The following is a 17073-nucleotide window of genomic DNA, read 5'->3' on the forward strand; positions in this document are numbered from 1 at the left end:
AAGCTGTCCGCTACAATATTTGAAAATGACAAAAATTCAGACATTTTTTGTGATTTTATCACAATGAGGTGCAAAAAAGAGCCTGCCTTTGACCGGCTGGCTCTTCCTCACTTATGCCCACACCTCGTCAAGGGTAGACTGCAACAAATGATTCAATTCTTGATTCAGATTTTCTTTCGGCTGATTGTAGCTTTTCACCAATTCATGAAAACGGGCTAGTTCTTTAACAATAAACGGATGGACATGCGGCAGACGATTGACTATATCCATTTCTTCTCCACTTATTTTACGATTAAGTAGCTCATGGATCTCTGTTAATAGTGGTCCATGTTCTACAAGCCCGTCAAGGAGTTCATGAAAGTCCATAGGCGGAACGGTATGAAAGCGTTCAATCCACTGACAGGCAAGTAGCGGACGAAGAACATAGAAATACTTCTTCATTCGCACTTGCTCTCTCCGCAAATATTGACTTTCATTGCGCTTGGCCATATTGAGATAGTGATACATTAACGCCACTTGTGAGAACGCACGGTCCTTTAATTCTCTTAACTGCTTCGCTAACGAAAATGCTTCTGCATATATCATGTTAGAGGAAAGCCACTCCATGATTGAAGGATTCGATTTGTTGAACAACCGCAGTGCCTTTCTTAGCTCCCAGCCGCTGATGTCTAGATCGTCATCAATTGGTCGTTCAATGACATCACGCTGTTTCTCAATGGACCAATACCATTCCTTCCTAGGTACATATAAAAAACGAACATCGTAATCACTATCGGTAGAGGGAAATCCCCACGCCCTGCTTCCCGATTCAACTGCAAGGCAAATCTTTACGTCATATGTGTCTTCGATTGTTTTTAGCTCTTCCTTGATTCTCTTTCTCAACTTAGTTCAACTCTTTCTATCCGTTTTATGCATGACTTCTTCACGTTTAGGGAAAATACGAATAAGACATATATCAAAAGGAGTTGAACCTAATGTCTATATCTCGCATTATGAAATGGATCACCGGGATTTTTGAGGCATGCCTTGCCATCCCTGTGATTGGAGGACTATTTATTATCAGTAATGGCTATACCCCGCTCTTGGTGATGCTTATTCTGCATATTATCACACTTGTCTTATCAAAACGAGACGATGGACCGGTCACCGGAAGCATCATCGGGATTGTCACGTCATGCCTAGCTTGGATTCCAATTGTCGGATTTATCCTTCATATCATTACTGCCCTTGTGCTCATCATCACAGCACTAATCCCTGATGAAAAAACAAGACAAAACACCCGTTATTAAATAAAAGAGACCCTCACAGCGGTCTCTTTCAAATTTTTAACAAAGTGGTTTTCATCGCTCGAGAGCCGACAACGAGTGCGGGTGGTTTGCTACACGCTAAGAAGCCCTTACATGAACGTCTCTTCATATATTAAACAAGTAAATGCTTTCGCAAAAATGACAGCTTCTCCGTCTGAAACGCCGGTATAAACTCATGTCCAAAATAACGATAGACCTTGAGCGCTTTATCCGTTTGTAAATGATTGTACACCGCAAACACAGTAGACGGCGGTGTCACTTGATCAATGAGTCCAATCGCCATCAACGTTGGCTGTTTGACCCATCCAGCTAAGTTGATTAAATCAAAGTAGCTTAATGTCTCAAATGCTTTCTTTTCCGCCTCTGGGTCGCTGTTTCTTCTAATGTAGGAATTAATTTCTAAGTAGGGTTCCTGCAGAGCCACGTCTACTGCACGCTCAAAGTTTGATAAATAAGGGTAATCAGCGACAACAACTTTTGGAATCTCTGAAAGTGCCGCAGCTGCAATAGCTAATGCGCCGCCCTGACTCCCACCAATGACACCGATTCGGCTATGATCGATTTCAGGAAATGAACGAATGACCTCAAGTGCACGAACAGCATCTAAATAGACACCACGATAATAGTAGGTCTCCTTAGATAAAATCCCTTTCGTCATCCACCCTAATGCTTGACCACCAGGTGTCACCGTCGTATCTTCACTGCCCCCTTGACCACGAACAAGCATACCGAATGTCGCATAGCCGTGCAACGCCCAATTGACAATCTCATGAATATCGCCGTCATAGCTGTAATTATAACCATGAAATCGAACAAGTGCCGGATGCGAGCCCCCATGATCAGGGACAGCATACCAGCCTTCAATACGAGAATTCCCAAAGCTTTGATATGTGAGACGGTACACCTTTACCCCTTTTACCGGATACGAAAAAGGCTCAAGTGTTGGCTCGGCCTCAATCTTATCTAACGCTTCAAGTGACGCTCTCCAAAAGGAAGAGAAATCAGGACGTGCTGTTTTCTTTGGTTTATATACGTTGAGTTCTTCTAACGGTAAATCAAACAGTTGCATACCTCACTATTCCCCTTTGTTTTATAAGTTATGTTGTGAATTGCTCTTATCATATCATCTTTTCTCATGTAGAAAAAGGGTTATAAGCCTCTTACCCCTATATAGACAAAACCTTCTGACTTTTCTGTTGGCAAAGACTGCATAAACCTTTATGATAAAGAAACTGGCCTGAAGCACTTCTTTTTTCCGGCAAGATCAGCAGACTTAACACATATGAATCATGAATTCTGACATTGTGGCGTTTTTACGCTCATGTAAAAGGAGGAAACGACATGAAAATCGCTCTTGTTCAAATGGATATACACATTGGAAAACCAGATGTGAACTTTAAGAGAGCAGAAGCATTCTTAGAAAAAGCGATCCGTCAACAGCCTGATTTGATCATTTTTCCAGAAATGTGGAATACGGGCTATGCTTTAGAAGACGCAGATCAACTTGCGGACGTAGACGGGAAACACACAAAACAACTTTTCTCTTCCTTCGCTCGCAACCACCATGTCTATCTCATCGCAGGAAGTGTACTAAACATGCGTTCAGAAAAAAAGGAAATCACCAACACAATGTATGTGTTTAATCGTCAAGGCGAGCTTGTGTTAGATTATGATAAAATTCATTTATTTCGCTTAATGGATGAGGATCAATATTTAACGGCTGGTCATCAGCTCGGTTTATTTGATTATCATGAAGACGTGACGATTGGCACAATGATCTGCTATGATCTCCGCTTCCCGCAGCTCTCAAGAACACTCGTGAACAAAGGGGCGAAAATGCTGGTGAATACCGCGCAATGGCCGAAAGCAAGAGTCGACCATTGGCGCAGTCTGCTGATCGCAAGAGCCATTGAAAACCAATCGTTTATGATTGCTGTGAACCGAACGGGCACAAGTAAAGAGACAGAATTCCCTGGCCATTCAATGGTGATTGATCCACTCGGACACGTATTACTTGAGACCAGCAGTGATGAGAACATTTATTATACAGAGATTGATCTTCATATGGTGGATGAGGTAAGAAACCAAATCCCCGTCATAACTGATCAGCGTCTAGACATATATTAAAAAGCAGGACTCTCCCTGCTTTTTTTTGTTTAATGAAACGTTTGTTTAACTGATGATTCGTATGGTTACATGACATGTCTTATGCTTTTTTTCTTTAACCCTCTGCACATGCTCAATCGGTGTTTCATCTAAGCCTTTAAACACTACAAAATTAGAATCCATCTGTGACATCATAAGATATCATGGACAAGCTAGGCATTAGAAATAAAACACAAGTGGAAACTTGGGTGAAATCCACTGGCTTCATCAACCTGTTGGGAAGCATATTCATACTAAAACAGCAAATTGGGATATTCAAAAAGGGCAAAGAATGGGAAAGGAGGTAGAGAAAGAAGCATTAGTGTCTATTGATGAAGCGGTAAAAGACGAAGTAAGTGTCATTGCATTCTTTCAACTGTTCAAGATCGGCAAAATCAACATGTTATCGCTGGGTAAAAACGAGGTCACCAATGAAAACAAAAGGTGTGACATCAATTCATCACTCTGCCAAACACGATAATATGTTTGGCAGAGTGTCTGAATTAATTGAAATGAAACAACCATTCACCGAAAGGGCTGTCGGAAACTGGCTGTTTCATAAAGGTGTGTTAATCCCTGTCTCACAGTCCCAGACAAGTAGTTTATTTCGAGTATAAATCCCAGCCAAGCTTGAGTGTGTCCACTATGTAATTGGCCACTTCCTCAGCCTCCAAATGATCCGTTTCGACTCTTGAGTTATGAAAAGCATAAATTTCTCTTCGTTCCTCAAACAGCTCTTTCATTTCATCAATCGTACGGCTGTGGAGAACAGGTCGATTTTCAATTAAAATATCAAGGCGCTGTTTCCAATTTTCCCAAGATAAATCAAGGAAAAGAACTGTACAATGCTTCAAGCAAGATTGTTTGACTTCTTCCTGTTTGAACGCACCACCTCCAAGAGAGACGATTTTAAGCTGTGTGTTTTCACATAAGTCAACGATATAATCCTTTTCAGCCTGTCTAAAGAATGCTTCTCCTTTTTGCTCAAAGATCTCTGGAATCGTCATGTTGTACTTTTTCTCAATCTCCTGATCAACATCAATAAAATCTCTATATAACTTTTTGGCAATGAGCTGCCCAATTGTTGTCTTTCCAACACCCATAAAGCCAATGAGGACAATATTTCTCTGTCTCACAGGGATCTCTCTATTGAATTTCATATTCGTGACACGTCCTCCTTACAACAAGGAATGCTACATAATGTTTCTATTATATGATAAATGGACTGCGAAAAGATAGGCATTCTTAAAAATTGTACTTGACGACGTAGCCGAGCTGTTCAGAGAGTTGCTGTGCCTGTTTCTTCACTTTTTGCTGCAAATGAGGAATGACCTCACTTGTAAATCTGTGAGTTGGGCCGGATATGGATAAACACGCCTTCACCTCACCATGAATGTTAAAAATTGGTGCAGCTACTGCAGCCGATCCGACCTCCCGTTCATCAATACTGCAAGCTGTATTCGTCTCAAGAATACGCTTGCATTCATTTCGCCATCCATTTCTCGTCTGTTGATCGGCTTCTGACGCTAATACCTTCTGCTGAAATTCTTCGCTTTGGAAAGCAAGCAATACTTTTCCTCCAGCACCTGCGTATAACGGCAACTTCTCACCGATCTTGACAAGGTGCCTAATGGATTGAAGCCCTTCAGCCTGTTCAATACAAACCCGGCTCGTATGATCTAGTACATACAGATTGACGGTTTCCTTTGTTTCATCACGTAGTTTGTACATGAGCGGCTTTGCCAATTCTCTAAGTTGAATGGATTTCCCCGCAATATAACCGAGCAGGTAAAGCCTTTGACCGAGCCGGTACTTTAAGGTGTCTTGATTTTTTTCTACAAAATGATTCATTTCTAGTGCCTTGAGCAGTCTCGTTGTGGTGGACATTGCTAAGTTTAGCTCTTTCGAAATGTCAGTTAACGTCAGCTCCTGACGCTCTTCACTAAAACAATACAGAATATCTAATGCGCGCTGAACGGTACGCAGTCCTGATTCTTCCTTTGACTTCTTATCAGCCATATTCAGTTTCTCCTTTTCCACTTTGATTTCTTATCGACATCAATAACCAACTTTGCTATAATCCATTTTAAATGTTCCATAAAAGGAAAACAAATTCCGATAGGCGGAATTAAAACCATGTACGATGTTGTTGAAGGAGATGTCGTGATGTACTTAGTGATCTTTACACTTCTTATTAGTTTTTACATCTTCAATCAATTATTCAATATTCCGATTCTCTCTTATTTTATTGGTTTGCTTGCTGTCGCTTCGCTCATCATCTCTCTTAAGCGGGCAAATGGGCTTTATTTGAAAACAGGCGTTGTTTTTCTCTCCATTGGTTTGGTCTTATTCTTTTTGTCCGATCAGCCTTTGCACACCTTTTTTCTCCATTTTCATTCCATGCTAGGCTTGATTTCTTTATTTTTCATGTTGCCATTTATTCATTCTCTCATACATGTCGGACATTTTGATACACAGCTAAATAAACTGCTAACCTTACATACCACCAGTACAAAACAGCTTTATCAAAAGAGCTCATTCGTCACTCACATCCTTGGGATGTTCTTAAATATCGCAACCATCCCTTTATTATATACCTCCTTAAAACCTTCACTGGTCTCCCTTAAGGAAGACGTCAGACAAAATATCTATACACGCAATCTCTTAAGGTCATATGCGCTTTGCCTAAGCTGGAGTCCTGTTGAGGTGCTGGTAAGCGTCACCATTGATGCAACCAAGCTGAAATATTATCAAATTGCACCCGTTACCTTTTGTTTAATGTTGGTTGTATTGATGACAGATTGGATTCTCTTTTCTCGTAAAAGTAAGCAATTACCGGGTATCGTCCAGCTAAAGGATGCACGCACCACCCCTAAGAGAATAAAGCGAAAAACCCTTCAGTTCGCCCTCATGCTGCTGAGCTTTATCACGCTTGTCTCTCTTATAGATACATGGATTGGGAAAGGCTATTTATTCACCGTCGTCTTAACGATTGTTCCTTTTTCTCTACTATTCTCGTATGTCATCAAAAAGCGGAAACAATATATAGCGGTGTCTGTTCCACATTGGAAAGAACGAACCGTTCATCTCTCTAATTATATGTGTCTATTTTTAAGTGCTGGTTTCTTTGTCGATATGCTGATTGTTACAAACAGTATGAAGCCTGTTCAAGCATTGATTATGAGTATATCAAGTCATGCGATTTGGGTTTATTGTGTCATCGGATTGTACTTTCTCATCACGGCTCTTTGCGGCTTCCATCCACTCGTCTCACTTGCACTTTTAATCAGCATGATGGCACCTGTCCTTCATGAACTGCCCGCACTTCCAATTGCGATTATGCTCATAACAGCTGGAACGTCAACTGTGATGTTTAGTCCATTTAATGTATCCGTCTCACTATTAGCTGATTTGATGAAGGTCAATCCATACCGTATCACTCGTTGGAATATCTGGTTTGCCGTCTTTTACATTAGTATGGGATTCATGTGCGCAACCGTGATCACTGTCATCTTTTATTCGTAAACAAAGAGAGCTCATTCCTTTGAATGAACTCTCTTTTCTTTCTATGGTTTTAATTGGATACGTTCAATCTTTCCTACGATAAATATGTAGGACACCGCTCCACATACTGCAACGAGGCTAACAAATAAAATACCACCGTTATAAGAGCCTGTCACTGAAACGATCAAACCGATCATTAGCGGTGTGACGATCCCAGATAAATTAGCAAAAAAGTTAAACACGCCTCCAGCCAGTCCGACCATTTCTCTTGGTGCCACCTCAGACAACATCGTCCATGAGATATTCGACAGTCCTTGTGCGAAGGAGGCAATGGATAAGATGGTGAGAACTAATGGAATGTTGGTTGTAAAATTTGCCAAAACAATGGTGCTTGTTAGAAGCAAACCAACAACAACAGGCAGTTTCCTAGCCACATTGACGGATACTCCCTTTTTGAGTAACCAATCGGAGATGTAGCCGCCAAAAAGCACTCCAAAGAATGCAGCGATGTATGGAAGGGATGCAGCAAAACCAACCTTTAGAAATGCCATATTTTTCGCCTCAGCTAAATATGTGGGAAACCACGTTAAAAAGAAAAAGAGTGTGGATGCAACAGAAAATTGACCAATATATAATCCGATCAATTTACGATATTTCAGCAGTGCTACAAAGTCTCCCCATTTCAGCTTCTCTTGTGATGTCACCGTCAGTCCTTCCCCTTTTCGAATCAATTCTAGCTCGTCTTCATTGATCTTCGGGTGCTCTTTTGGTTCATGATAATATTTATACCAAAAGAAAGCAAATATGATGCCGAGCGCACCTGCGGTAATAAACACAGTTCTCCAATCGAAAGTGGTCATGATCCAAAAAAGAAGAGGTGTCGCAAATGCAAGACCAACATACTCTCCGGCAGTGTAGACGCCTGTCGCAAAAGCTCGTTCTCGTCTTGGAAACCAAGTGGTCACAATGCGGTTATTCGCAGGGAATGCTGGAGATTCTGTAATTCCAATAAACAAACGGCAACCGAATAAAAAAGCAAAACTGTTCGCAAACGCCTGTAAGCCTGTGAAAATCGACCAAGTAATGAGTGAGATCCCATACGTCACCTTTGATCCGAATTTATCAAGTATAAAGCCCCCTGGTATTTGCATCGCCGTATAAGTCCAGCTAAATGCCGAAAAGATCAGACCTAGTAATGCAGGATTTAATTGCAGTGAAGATTGTATGGCTGGTGCAACGATTGACACACTGGCTCTATCAATATAATTAATAGCGGTAATAAAAAACAAGAGAATCAAGATGCCAAAGCGAGCTTTTGTTGGTTTCATATAAGCGATTTGCAGTTCGTTCCCCTTCAGTTCTGAATGCACTTTCATAACCATCCTCCTTTGTCTCCGCACAGTGCGAAGCATTTGAGCTTCCTTAGATAACCCCTTTTTCTTCTAACTGTTTGCATTCTTCTTCTGTCATACCAAGCATGCTAGTTAAAATTTCATAATTATGTTCACCTAAATCAGGTGCACTGTGACGGATACTCCCTGGTGTTTTTTCAAACTTTGGAATAATTCCAGGCACTTTCACTTTGCCAAGACGCGGATGATGAACCTCGACAATATTCTCTCGTTCTTTAAATTGCGGATGCTCAAAGATATCTCGAATGCTTAGAATCGGACTCACAGGCACGCCATGTGCATCAAGAATCTCCAATACTTCATCCCTTGTTCTTGACGCAATCCACTGAGAGACGATGGCATCCATTTCGTCATTATGTTTCAGTCTGGCTTCATTCACAGAGAATTTCTCGTCTTCTAGTAAATCTAACCGATTCATTGCCTCAGCTAATCGATTAAAAGTCGAATCTGTACTGGTCACAAGTACAAGATAATGGCCATCCTTTGTTTCGTAGGTGCCAGCAGGACTCGAATGACCGCTTAGCCCCGGTGAACGCTCACGCACCTTACCAAGCTGATCATATTCAGCAATCAAGAACTCTAGCATGCGAAACACAGATTCATACAGGGCAAGATCAACCATTTGTCCCGTTCCTTCTGGATGTGTATCTCGATAATACATTGCTGTCACCGCAGCAAATGCAACATATATCCCAGCAATGTAATCCGTGAGAGAAAATGACGGACTGACAGGATGACGATCTGGAAACCCTTGTATATACGTAAAACCACTAAATGCTGTGGCAGGTGTGCCAAAACCCGCTTTGTCCTTAAATGGACCTGTCTGCCCATAGCCTGATACACGAATCATAATTAAATTAGGGTTTATTTCTTTTAAAATATCGTAACCCACTCCCCATTTTTCGAGTGTGCCTGGGCGGAAATTTTCTATGATCAGATCGACTTGTCCCGCAAGCTTTTTAAAAATCTCCTTCGCTTCTGCTTTGTGCAGATCAAGTGTGAGAGATTTCTTATTCCTTGAGAGCCCTGACCACCTAAGCGGTTCACCGTCAGCAAAAGGACCAACATGCCGCAGCGTATCCCCTTTTCCAGGAATCTCGACTTTAATGACCTCGGCACCAAAATCCCCTAAAAGAACTGCGCCGTATGGGGCAGCAATCATCGTAGAGACATCTAATATTTTGATTCCTTCAAGCGGCGTTTTCTTGTTCATTGCGTGACTCCCTTTCATAAAGAGCTAAAATGATTTTTTGTTTTAGCCCTTTGTCTTCTTTTCAGCATGCATGAAAAACCCTTGAAGTCTAGAAAAAACTGAGCACTGAACGAAATGAAACATTCGTAAACACAGTGCTCAAGATGTGACAACGAGTTCAAGGATTTGTCTACATGCAGGGGCGGCATACAACCCCACCTCTCGCCTTAATTCTTTGGTAGCTGTCCTTGCGGTGTATACAGCCAAATGAGCCATAAAGGTTCATCTCCCGTATTGACATGCTGATGTGAAACTCCATCTGGGATAAACATAAAGTCATTTTGCTGAAAGGACTGTCTTTCTCCATCACAAATGACTTCGCCAGACCCCTTAATGACATAATCAAATTCCTCTGAGCCCGGATGATTGTGAACAGAGCTTGCTTCTCCCGGCTCAAAAATGGTGAGACCTGCCATCATATGCTCTGATCCGACTGTATCTGGTGTAATGGTTTGAAACACCTTGCGAATCATTTGCTCCTCTGGATGATCTAAACCTAACCATAATGGATGTCCATCTTTAAACGGATTCAACACTTTAATTTTCATGGAAAATTCCTCCCTATATTTCATTCACACTGACATGTGAGCGTTTTGTATTTGGTGAATAAATATCATTAATATTCCAATGTCCATCTGTAGGAACAGGGTCATTTTTCATCGCCACATCAATCACACACGGTTGCTCAGAAGAAATCGCTTCGGCGAGTGCCTCTTTGAATTCATGAGCGCGGGTGATTTTAATCCCTTTCACCCCATAACCTCTTGCGATGGCAGCAAAATCAGGAGAATAGCTTTCTCCATCTTTTCTAAATACAGTGCCATAAGTCGTTTCATAGTGTGCCATTTGCAAGCCGGCAATCGTTCCAAAAGCACTGTTGTTCATCACAATCCACACAACAGGAATGTTTTCCTCCACGGCCGTTGCCAAAACAGATGGATTTTGACCGAATCCTCCATCCCCGACAAGTGACACAACAACACGGTCAGGCTGGGCGATTTTTGCTCCAAGCGCCGCTGGTGCTCCAAATCCCATGGTCGCAAAGCCCCCTGGTGTTAAAATGGTTCCAGGCGTAAGCACGGGAAATTGCTGTCCTACACCGTTTTTATTCCAACCAACATCGGTTGTGATGAAGGCATCTGCCGGCAGGACCTCACGCACTTCCTGCAAAATTCGCTGTGGCTTCATTGGGAATGAGTCATCTTGAATATTCGTCAGATTGTTCTGCTGGAATTCCTGACGATAGGCGGCAATCTCTTTTTTCAATTCAGGACGATCTAGACCTTCTGGCAGTCTCTCTCTCGCCACACGATTTAACACTGTTAATGCCTGCTTCAAATCAGCCACAGCTCCAATTTCAACAGGATAGTTACGTCCAATTTCATTCGGATCAATGTCAATATGAATCAGTTTGGTTGATGGGAAGCGGAACGTATAATCCGATTCCCACGAACTCGCATCAGCTTCAGCAAAGCGAGTGCCTAAGGCGAAAATGTAGTCCGCCTCTTTACACTGATCATTGATAAATTTCGTGCCCCAAAAGCCCGTCATCCCAAGGGTCATTGGATGGTCATCCGGCATCGCTCCTTTTCCCATCAAGGAATGAGCAACAGGGATACTCAAATGTTCAGAGAATGACTTTAATTCCTCTGCAGCATCTGCTAATAAAATGCCTCCCCCAACATATAAAAGCGGTTTTTCAGCCTGAAGCAATCGATCCATGATTCGATTTGCTGTATGATCATCAATAGATGATTTTTCAATGGTGTGTGTATGATGTTCTACTTGTTCAAACAGTGATACATCTAAGTCTTTTGAGAACACATCCATCGGAACGGAAATGAGCACTGGACCTGGACGGCCGCTTTCGGCTAATTGAAAAGCTTTTGACAAAATCTCTGGAAATAGTTCTGGAATGTCGACACGCCATGCTCTTTTCACAAACGGTCGATAAATTTCATATTGAGAAGCATCGGAATGAAGATTGATTTCTTGGTGTGGGTGCTTTCCGTAGTAATGACTTGGAACATCTCCTGCAATGACAACCATTGGAATTGAATCAAGCGCAGCATTCGCTACTCCTGTTGCCGCATTCGTGAGTCCCGGACCTAAATGGCTGAGAACGACGGCTGTCTGTTTCTTCGCTCTTGCATATCCATCCGCCGCGTGTGCAGCAATCTGTTCATGCCTCACATTCACAAATTGAATGCGGCTTTTTTCCAGTGCTGATAGAAAGGCAATATTCGTATGACCGCAGAGACCGAAAATATGCTCGACTCCTCGCTTTTCTAAATACTGAATGACCTGTGCAGATATATTTTTTTTCATCTTTCTCTCCCTCCCAAACTTTTTTTTTCATGGTTCCGCTATGACTCTTCTACACTCTCATTCTCTGAAAACACAATGGATAGAACCTGATTTAAATCCTGTATCGCCACTTGGCCGGGAGCAGAGCTCTCTTTACCCACAGCAAAGGTCATCACAGACCCAAAAAGACCGCCAATCATTCTCGTAAAAGCGCCATACTTTCCCATCGCCATTGAAATGATTGGAATTGCCAATCGTTTTTGAGCTTGACTAGTCGCTGCCAATAGCTGTAATGCTTCATCATAGGTATGAGGCATCACAGCAATCTTTGCGATGTCTGCCCCAACTGATTCTGCTTCGACGAGTATTTGTACCATTCGTTCCACCTCGGGCGTTCCTTGAAAATCGTGATAGGAAACAATCAATGTCACGCCATTCTTTTTAGCCGCCTGACCGACTTCTCTCATATGCTTGACATCCTGCATCAGTTCATAATCAATCGCTTCCACACGCTTACTTTCACAAAGCTTGACAAGTAGCGATACTTTCTCCTTCTCTGAGAGCGATATCCTTCCGCCACCTTCTCTTTCTGATCGAATGGTGAACAAGAATGGAATTCCGTTTGCCTTGTCTTTTATACACTTAAGGGTCTCTAACACACAGTCCTCGTCATTCAGGTGTGTAAAAAAATCCGCTCGCCATTCCATCACATCTGGTTTCTTCTCGGCTAACACCTCTACTTCATGCAGTAATTCTTCGTTTGTCTTCCCAATCAATGGGGTACAGATCATCGGTTGAGCGCCCGCCTGCACTGTTTTCATTCATATCTATCCCCCCTTCATATACCATTTGGAATGACGACCATTTTGGTTTCTGTCATTTCTTCAATGGCGAAACGTGGACCTTCTCTTCCAATACCGCTTCGCTTAATTCCGCCATATGGCCAATGATCTAATCTGAAATTCGACGTACCGTTGATGATCACGCCCCCAGTTTCAAGTTCTTTCGCAACATGTAAAGCCACATCTAACTGATTCGTAAATATTCCAGCTTGCAGACCGAAGCGACTATCATTAGCTTCTTTGATCGCTTCATTGATGTCTTGATAAGGGAGAATGCTGACGACCGGACCAAACACTTCCTCACAAACAACCTTTGCCTGTTTCGGTGGGTTTAGTAAAATGGTCGGTATGACACTCGCTCCATTCCTTTGTCCTCCAGATATGATCTGTGCGCCCATTTTCTCTGCTTCTTGTATCCAAGCTTCTACACGCTTTGCCGCTTGTACATCAACCATACAGCCAATATCACTTTTACTTGATAGTGGATCTCCAACGATGAGCTGTTCAACTTTTTCTTTTAGTCTGTTAGTAAATGACGTCAGAATTTGCTGGTGAACATAAATTCTTTGTACGGAGATACAGCTTTGCCCGGAGTTACTAAAACCCGTTTTCGCACAAAGGGACGTAGCTTGTTCAATATCCGCATCATGGTGAACAATGGTGGCTCCATTTCCGCCGAGCTCAAGAAGCACTTTTTTCAATCCAGCAGATGTAGAAATATGTTCTCCGCCGACTGCCCCTCCAGTAAAAGAGACAAGATTGGTTCTTTCATCAGTGACTAACTGTCTCCCTGCTTCCACTCCTCCGATAATGAGCTGTAAGCCGTTTTCAGGAAATCCTGCTTCAAGCAGCAGTTTGACAAACGCTGTGGCTACAGCTGATGCTTGCGGGGCAGGCTTTAAAATAATGACATTTCCCGACGCAAACGCAGGGCCGACTTTATGACAGATTAAATTGAGCGGCGCATTAAAAGGGGTAATGGCTAATACGACACCGACTGGCACTTTAAATGTCATGGCCATTGCTCCCTGTCCACGGGATGATACATGACCAGGAATGGTCTCACCTATTAACCGATTGGCTTCTTCTGCTGATTGCTCTAATGTTTCAATGGATCGTGACACTTCATCTCGTGTATTTTTGAGAGGTTTTCCTAATTCTAAAGAGATCAGTCTGGCAAAATACTCTTTCTGTTCTTCTAGCATAGCGGACGCTTTCTTTAAAACGATCGAACGTTCTAACGCCGAAATACTCGCTAATTGTTTTTTATTATGCTGTGCTAAGGAGAGTGCCTTTTCAATATCTTCTTTTGACGCTAAATAGGATGCACCGATCATCTCTCCAGAGTACGGGTTGATGATGCTCTCCTGTAAGCGATTTTCTTCTAGCCATTCTCCCCCTATATATGATAACGCTTTCAATTCACTCAAATTCTCTCACTCTCCTTCAAATGGCGCGTCTCATGCCCTATGTAACGAACCAGCCTTTCTTCATTTGGGCAAGGTCCCTTCACAAGAGCTCCTTTGATCAGCTCTTCGTAAGCATGCGCCACAATACCCATTCCTCTTGATAACGAGAAGATGCCTTTTGCGGCTTCAGCTGGGATGCTTAATTCACATTGAATAGCCGCTGATACGCCATCTATGTTCATCGTCATTTTTTTCCCCTTTATATTTTCCAGTTCATGCCTAATTGCTTCTGCTAAGCGCAAATAGACTCCGCTAATATCACCGTTTTGTACATATGTCTGACTCAATTCATATAACCGTCTCACCCGTGGATCATCATCATGAAGTTGATGACCGATTCCTGGAATTTTGGCCTTACAGGTTAACCATGCCTGACATATTTGCTGTGCAGCAGACTTCACATCCTTGTTTTCATCGTAGATCGCTTTGGCTTCGTAGAGCATGCGCATTGCCTTTTCACCGGCACCTCCATGAATATCTCCTAATAAATTCACCCCTGTGGCTATAGCAGAGTTAAACGAAATGCCACAGGTGACAGACATTCTAGCTGCCGCAATAGACGGTGCTCTTGGCCCGTGATCTGCACCAGCGACAAGAACACTTTCAAAAAGCTTTGCTTTGGGATCATCCAACAATTCACCAACAAGCAGTAAATAAAGCATTTGCGGATACGATAATTCACCAATGAGCTCTTCAATTGGATAACCTCGAAGCTCGATTGAATTTTTCCGAATATCACTAATCTCCGTCTCCCACCAAGCGCCTCCTTCTTTGTATAATTCCAGTGCACTTCGATTTTTCATTGTGTGAATCATTCCTTTAGCCTCTTATTTGAGTTGAAACAATCCTTTATTCCGTCTAGTGGAATTTAATTTCACTTTTTGGAATGTGGTTTCATTGTAAGCGTATTCGTTTTCATCGTCAATTGTTTTTTCTGAAAATACTGTTATTTCATCTTAAATTAAGCGAATCGAACTAATAAATACTTTATTTGATATAATCAAATATGCCCCTTTTAGTCCAACAGACTTATGTAGATCGTTCTACTTATTCAATGAACCATGATCCTTCCATCCTGTCAAATTCTCATGAATATTTCGCATTAAAAAAACCCTCCATCTCTGGAGAGTCATTTTGTTCAATGATTATTTCCACCAGTCATCAAACATAGAAGCAGGCACTTGACGTTTATGCTCTGATTGAACATAACGTTTTTCAATGGCTTCTGCCGCTTGAGCTGAGACAGGCTTCCCTTCCAAGTAATCATCAATTTCATTGTACGTTATCCCAAGTTCTGTTTCATCCGTTTGCTGAGGTTTGTCATCAAGCAAATCGGCTGTTGGTTTCTTTAAATAAAGTCGTTCCGGTGCTTGAAGTGCTTCTAGCAGACTGCGACCTTGTCGTTTTGTGAGACCTGTCAGCGGAAGAACATCTGCCCCGCCATCACCATACTTCGTGAAGAAACCGGTCACAGCTTCTGCTGCATGATCTGTACCGATCACAAGCAACCCTTCCTGTCCACCGATCGCATACTGCGCAATCATTCGCATTCTTGCTTTGACATTGCCTTTATGAAAGTCGGATAGTGTATCGTTTGTTTCTTTTTGATATTGGTCACTAAATGCCGTAACTGCAGGCTCAATATTATATTTCCATGATTTATCTGGCTGAATAAATGATAGCGCCAACTGGGCATCCTCTTCATCTTGCTGCTTCCCATGCGGCAAACGAACCGCAATAAAGACTGCCTCTTCTTTTCCTTCCTGTCGCAGCTCTTCTACAGCGATCTGAGCCAGACGACCAGCAAGTGTAGAATCCTGACCGCCGCTAATCCCAAGGACGAACCCTTTTGCACCTGTTTTTTTCAAGTACTCTTTCAGAAATCCAACCCGTTTTTGAATCTCCTGCTTCGGGTCAATTGAGGGCTGTACATGTAACTCTTGGCTGATTTTTTTTTGCAAACTCATACATTCTTCCTCCTAAGCATCCTCTACATGAAGAGAACAGGTTTTACTCTCAATTTAATTGGATTTACATCAATTTTAGAGTCTTTATTATATCATGATTTATTGATACATATCTTTTAGACGTTCCCTTTTTCATCCATGACCAAACCTTTTCAAGCAAAAGAGACCAAGTCTTTCGTGACTGGCCTTTCGTTTAATCAATTTCAACGCGTATGGATGTACAGCTTGACCCATTACACTTGCCAATATCAGCAGGGCATGCTGAAACCGCAACAATGAGGTCCATTTCCGCACGCAAGCGAATGTAGTCGCCGGGCATCGATTTTGGTGTCTCCACAGAAAGCTTGCCTTTTTCATCAATTACTGTATTCATAAATGCATTAAAAGGATAGTACATATCCTCCTTCGGAATACCAAAAGGCTCAAAGGCTGTACGTAAATTATCATAGCATGTATGCATGACCTCTAAGTGCGTTCTGCCGTATAATAACTGATACATTTCTTTCCTGCAGGCAGGCATGTATAGATCATGGCATTCTACTGTATCTTCTATTACAGTAAACATTGGCTTATATAAATTTGAGTAGAGCTTATCGCCCTTTTTCACCTTAGATGAGAACAGACTGTCCATTGTCGCGCCTTGATCAAACTTTTCATAAAAATCCTTCGCATGATAAGCCATGACATCAGCTACTTGCTGACCTTCAATATCCACAACTCTGATACACTGACCTTTACCTAATCGAAATCCTTGCCCGTCTTTTGGTAAAATGACGTATTCTCCATTCATCTCAGGCACCCCTTTCATTGACAGTATGCCCAAAATGTCACCTTGATCATGTATAAAAAAAACAGCCGGTCACAAGCT

General features: G+C 42.1%; 17 protein-coding genes. 4 read left to right on the plus strand and 13 right to left on the minus strand.

The window, feature by feature from the left end; translation table 11 throughout:
- Nucleotides 1–111 precede the first annotated feature (111 nt).
- Nucleotides 112–882 (minus strand): nucleotidyltransferase domain-containing protein, encoded by a 771-nt coding sequence (locus ACIQCE_RS13700; protein WP_400495479.1) that lies wholly within the window; start codon nt 880–882, stop codon nt 112–114.
- 92 nt (nt 883–974) lie between these two features.
- On the opposite strand from ACIQCE_RS13700, the gene ACIQCE_RS13705 reads away from it, so the two are divergent.
- A complete protein-coding gene (locus ACIQCE_RS13705) occupies nt 975–1289 on the plus strand; it encodes a hypothetical protein (protein WP_400495480.1) in 315 nt (104 codons plus the stop codon).
- Between the two features lie 130 nt (nt 1290–1419).
- On the opposite strand, the gene ACIQCE_RS13710 is transcribed toward ACIQCE_RS13705, so the two are convergent.
- Nucleotides 1420–2376, minus strand: a complete 957-nt coding sequence (locus tag ACIQCE_RS13710) for an acetylxylan esterase (protein ID WP_400495481.1) — start codon at nt 2374–2376, stop codon at nt 1420–1422.
- Between the two features lie 272 nt (nt 2377–2648).
- Here ACIQCE_RS13710 and ACIQCE_RS13715 point away from each other — a divergent pair, with 272 nt between their 5' ends.
- Both ACIQCE_RS13715 and ACIQCE_RS13720 read left to right on the plus strand, forming a co-directional pair.
- Nucleotides 2649–3434 carry a carbon-nitrogen family hydrolase gene (locus tag ACIQCE_RS13715; protein WP_400495482.1) on the plus strand — a complete coding sequence of 262 codons (786 nt, stop codon included), beginning with the start codon at nt 2649–2651 and terminating at the stop codon, nt 3432–3434.
- A gap of 223 nt (nt 3435–3657) precedes the next feature.
- The gene (locus ACIQCE_RS13720) at nt 3658–3933 is read left to right on the plus strand and encodes a hypothetical protein (RefSeq protein WP_400495483.1); all 276 of its coding nucleotides are present in this window, start codon (nt 3658–3660) and stop codon (nt 3931–3933) included.
- Nucleotides 3934–4054: 121 nt separating this feature from the next.
- Here ACIQCE_RS13720 and ACIQCE_RS13725 read toward each other — a convergent pair whose 3' ends face one another.
- Both ACIQCE_RS13725 and ACIQCE_RS13730 read right to left on the minus strand, forming a co-directional pair.
- A complete protein-coding gene (locus tag ACIQCE_RS13725) occupies nt 4055–4612 on the minus strand; it encodes a shikimate kinase (protein ID WP_400495484.1) in 558 nt (185 codons plus the stop codon).
- Nucleotides 4613–4697: 85 nt separating this feature from the next.
- Nucleotides 4698–5471: an IclR family transcriptional regulator gene (locus ACIQCE_RS13730; protein WP_400495485.1), complete on the minus strand. Its 774-nt coding sequence runs from the start codon at nt 5469–5471 to the stop codon at nt 4698–4700.
- A 117-nt stretch (nt 5472–5588) separates the two neighbouring features.
- On the opposite strand from ACIQCE_RS13730, the gene ACIQCE_RS13735 reads away from it, so the two are divergent.
- Nucleotides 5589–6977 carry a hypothetical protein gene (locus ACIQCE_RS13735; protein ID WP_400495486.1) on the plus strand — a complete coding sequence of 463 codons (1389 nt, stop codon included), beginning with the start codon at nt 5589–5591 and terminating at the stop codon, nt 6975–6977.
- A 41-nt stretch (nt 6978–7018) separates the two neighbouring features.
- Here ACIQCE_RS13735 and ACIQCE_RS13740 read toward each other — a convergent pair whose 3' ends face one another.
- The 9 genes from ACIQCE_RS13740 to ACIQCE_RS13780 all read right to left on the minus strand — a co-directional run bounded on the left by ACIQCE_RS13740 (nt 7019) and on the right by ACIQCE_RS13780 (nt 16995).
- On the minus strand, nt 7019–8332 hold the full coding sequence (locus tag ACIQCE_RS13740) for an MFS transporter (RefSeq protein ID WP_400495487.1): 1314 nt from the start codon (nt 8330–8332) through the stop codon (nt 7019–7021).
- Nucleotides 8333–8378: 46 nt separating this feature from the next.
- Entirely contained in the window at nt 8379–9581 is a 1203-nt protein-coding gene (locus tag ACIQCE_RS13745) for a CaiB/BaiF CoA transferase family protein (protein ID WP_353853857.1), read from the minus strand.
- A 206-nt stretch (nt 9582–9787) separates the two neighbouring features.
- On the minus strand, nt 9788–10168 hold the full coding sequence (locus ACIQCE_RS13750) for a cupin domain-containing protein (protein WP_353853858.1): 381 nt from the start codon (nt 10166–10168) through the stop codon (nt 9788–9790).
- Nucleotides 10169–10181: 13 nt separating this feature from the next.
- A complete protein-coding gene (locus ACIQCE_RS13755) occupies nt 10182–11948 on the minus strand; it encodes a thiamine pyrophosphate-binding protein (RefSeq protein WP_400495488.1) in 1767 nt (588 codons plus the stop codon).
- Nucleotides 11949–11986: 38 nt separating this feature from the next.
- Nucleotides 11987–12748: a type I 3-dehydroquinate dehydratase gene (aroD, locus tag ACIQCE_RS13760; protein ID WP_400495489.1), complete on the minus strand. Its 762-nt coding sequence runs from the start codon at nt 12746–12748 to the stop codon at nt 11987–11989.
- 17 nt (nt 12749–12765) lie between these two features.
- Nucleotides 12766–14199 (minus strand): aldehyde dehydrogenase family protein, encoded by a 1434-nt coding sequence (locus ACIQCE_RS13765; protein WP_400495490.1) that lies wholly within the window; start codon nt 14197–14199, stop codon nt 12766–12768.
- Nucleotides 14196–15053: a citryl-CoA lyase gene (locus ACIQCE_RS13770; RefSeq protein ID WP_400495491.1), complete on the minus strand. Its 858-nt coding sequence runs from the start codon at nt 15051–15053 to the stop codon at nt 14196–14198. Before ACIQCE_RS13770 ends, ACIQCE_RS13765 begins: the two co-directional genes overlap by 4 nt.
- Before the next feature lie 330 nt (nt 15054–15383).
- Complete coding sequence (gene nadE / locus ACIQCE_RS13775) at nt 15384–16205, minus strand: ammonia-dependent NAD(+) synthetase (protein ID WP_400495492.1); 822 nt, start codon at nt 16203–16205, stop codon at nt 15384–15386.
- A gap of 193 nt (nt 16206–16398) precedes the next feature.
- Nucleotides 16399–16995 (minus strand): DUF1989 domain-containing protein, encoded by a 597-nt coding sequence (locus ACIQCE_RS13780; RefSeq protein ID WP_353853864.1) that lies wholly within the window; start codon nt 16993–16995, stop codon nt 16399–16401.
- Between the last annotated feature and the right edge of the window lie 78 nt (nt 16996–17073).

The organism is Bacillus sp. NPDC093026 (assembly GCF_044754665.1).
Taxonomy (GTDB): domain Bacteria; phylum Bacillota; class Bacilli; order Bacillales; family Bacillaceae; genus Bacillus; species Bacillus maqinnsis.

Excerpts from the sequence above, each read along its gene's own strand:
- ACIQCE_RS13745 (WP_353853857.1), bottom strand. The coding sequence starts at position 9,581 with ATGAACAAGAAAACGCCGCTTGAAGGAATCAAAATATTAGATGTCTCT.
- ACIQCE_RS13705 (WP_400495480.1), top strand. The coding sequence starts at position 975 with ATGTCTATATCTCGCATTATGAAATGGATCACCGGGATTTTTGAGGCA.
- ACIQCE_RS13740 (WP_400495487.1), bottom strand. The coding sequence starts at position 8,332 with ATGAAAGTGCATTCAGAACTGAAGGGGAACGAACTGCAAATCGCTTAT.
- ACIQCE_RS13735 (WP_400495486.1), top strand. The coding sequence starts at position 5,589 with ATGTACGATGTTGTTGAAGGAGATGTCGTGATGTACTTAGTGATCTTT.
- ACIQCE_RS13780 (WP_353853864.1), bottom strand. The coding sequence starts at position 16,995 with ATGAATGGAGAATACGTCATTTTACCAAAAGACGGGCAAGGATTTCGA.
- ACIQCE_RS13770 (WP_400495491.1), bottom strand. The coding sequence starts at position 15,053 with ATGATTCACACAATGAAAAATCGAAGTGCACTGGAATTATACAAAGAA.
- ACIQCE_RS13715 (WP_400495482.1), top strand. The coding sequence starts at position 2,649 with ATGAAAATCGCTCTTGTTCAAATGGATATACACATTGGAAAACCAGAT.
- aroD (WP_400495489.1), bottom strand. The coding sequence starts at position 12,748 with ATGAAAACAGTGCAGGCGGGCGCTCAACCGATGATCTGTACCCCATTG.
- ACIQCE_RS13725 (WP_400495484.1), bottom strand. The coding sequence starts at position 4,612 with ATGAAATTCAATAGAGAGATCCCTGTGAGACAGAGAAATATTGTCCTC.
- ACIQCE_RS13750 (WP_353853858.1), bottom strand. The coding sequence starts at position 10,168 with ATGAAAATTAAAGTGTTGAATCCGTTTAAAGATGGACATCCATTATGG.
- nadE (WP_400495492.1), bottom strand. The coding sequence starts at position 16,205 with ATGAGTTTGCAAAAAAAAATCAGCCAAGAGTTACATGTACAGCCCTCA.
- ACIQCE_RS13730 (WP_400495485.1), bottom strand. The coding sequence starts at position 5,471 with ATGGCTGATAAGAAGTCAAAGGAAGAATCAGGACTGCGTACCGTTCAG.
- ACIQCE_RS13710 (WP_400495481.1), bottom strand. The coding sequence starts at position 2,376 with ATGCAACTGTTTGATTTACCGTTAGAAGAACTCAACGTATATAAACCA.
- ACIQCE_RS13755 (WP_400495488.1), bottom strand. The coding sequence starts at position 11,948 with ATGAAAAAAAATATATCTGCACAGGTCATTCAGTATTTAGAAAAGCGA.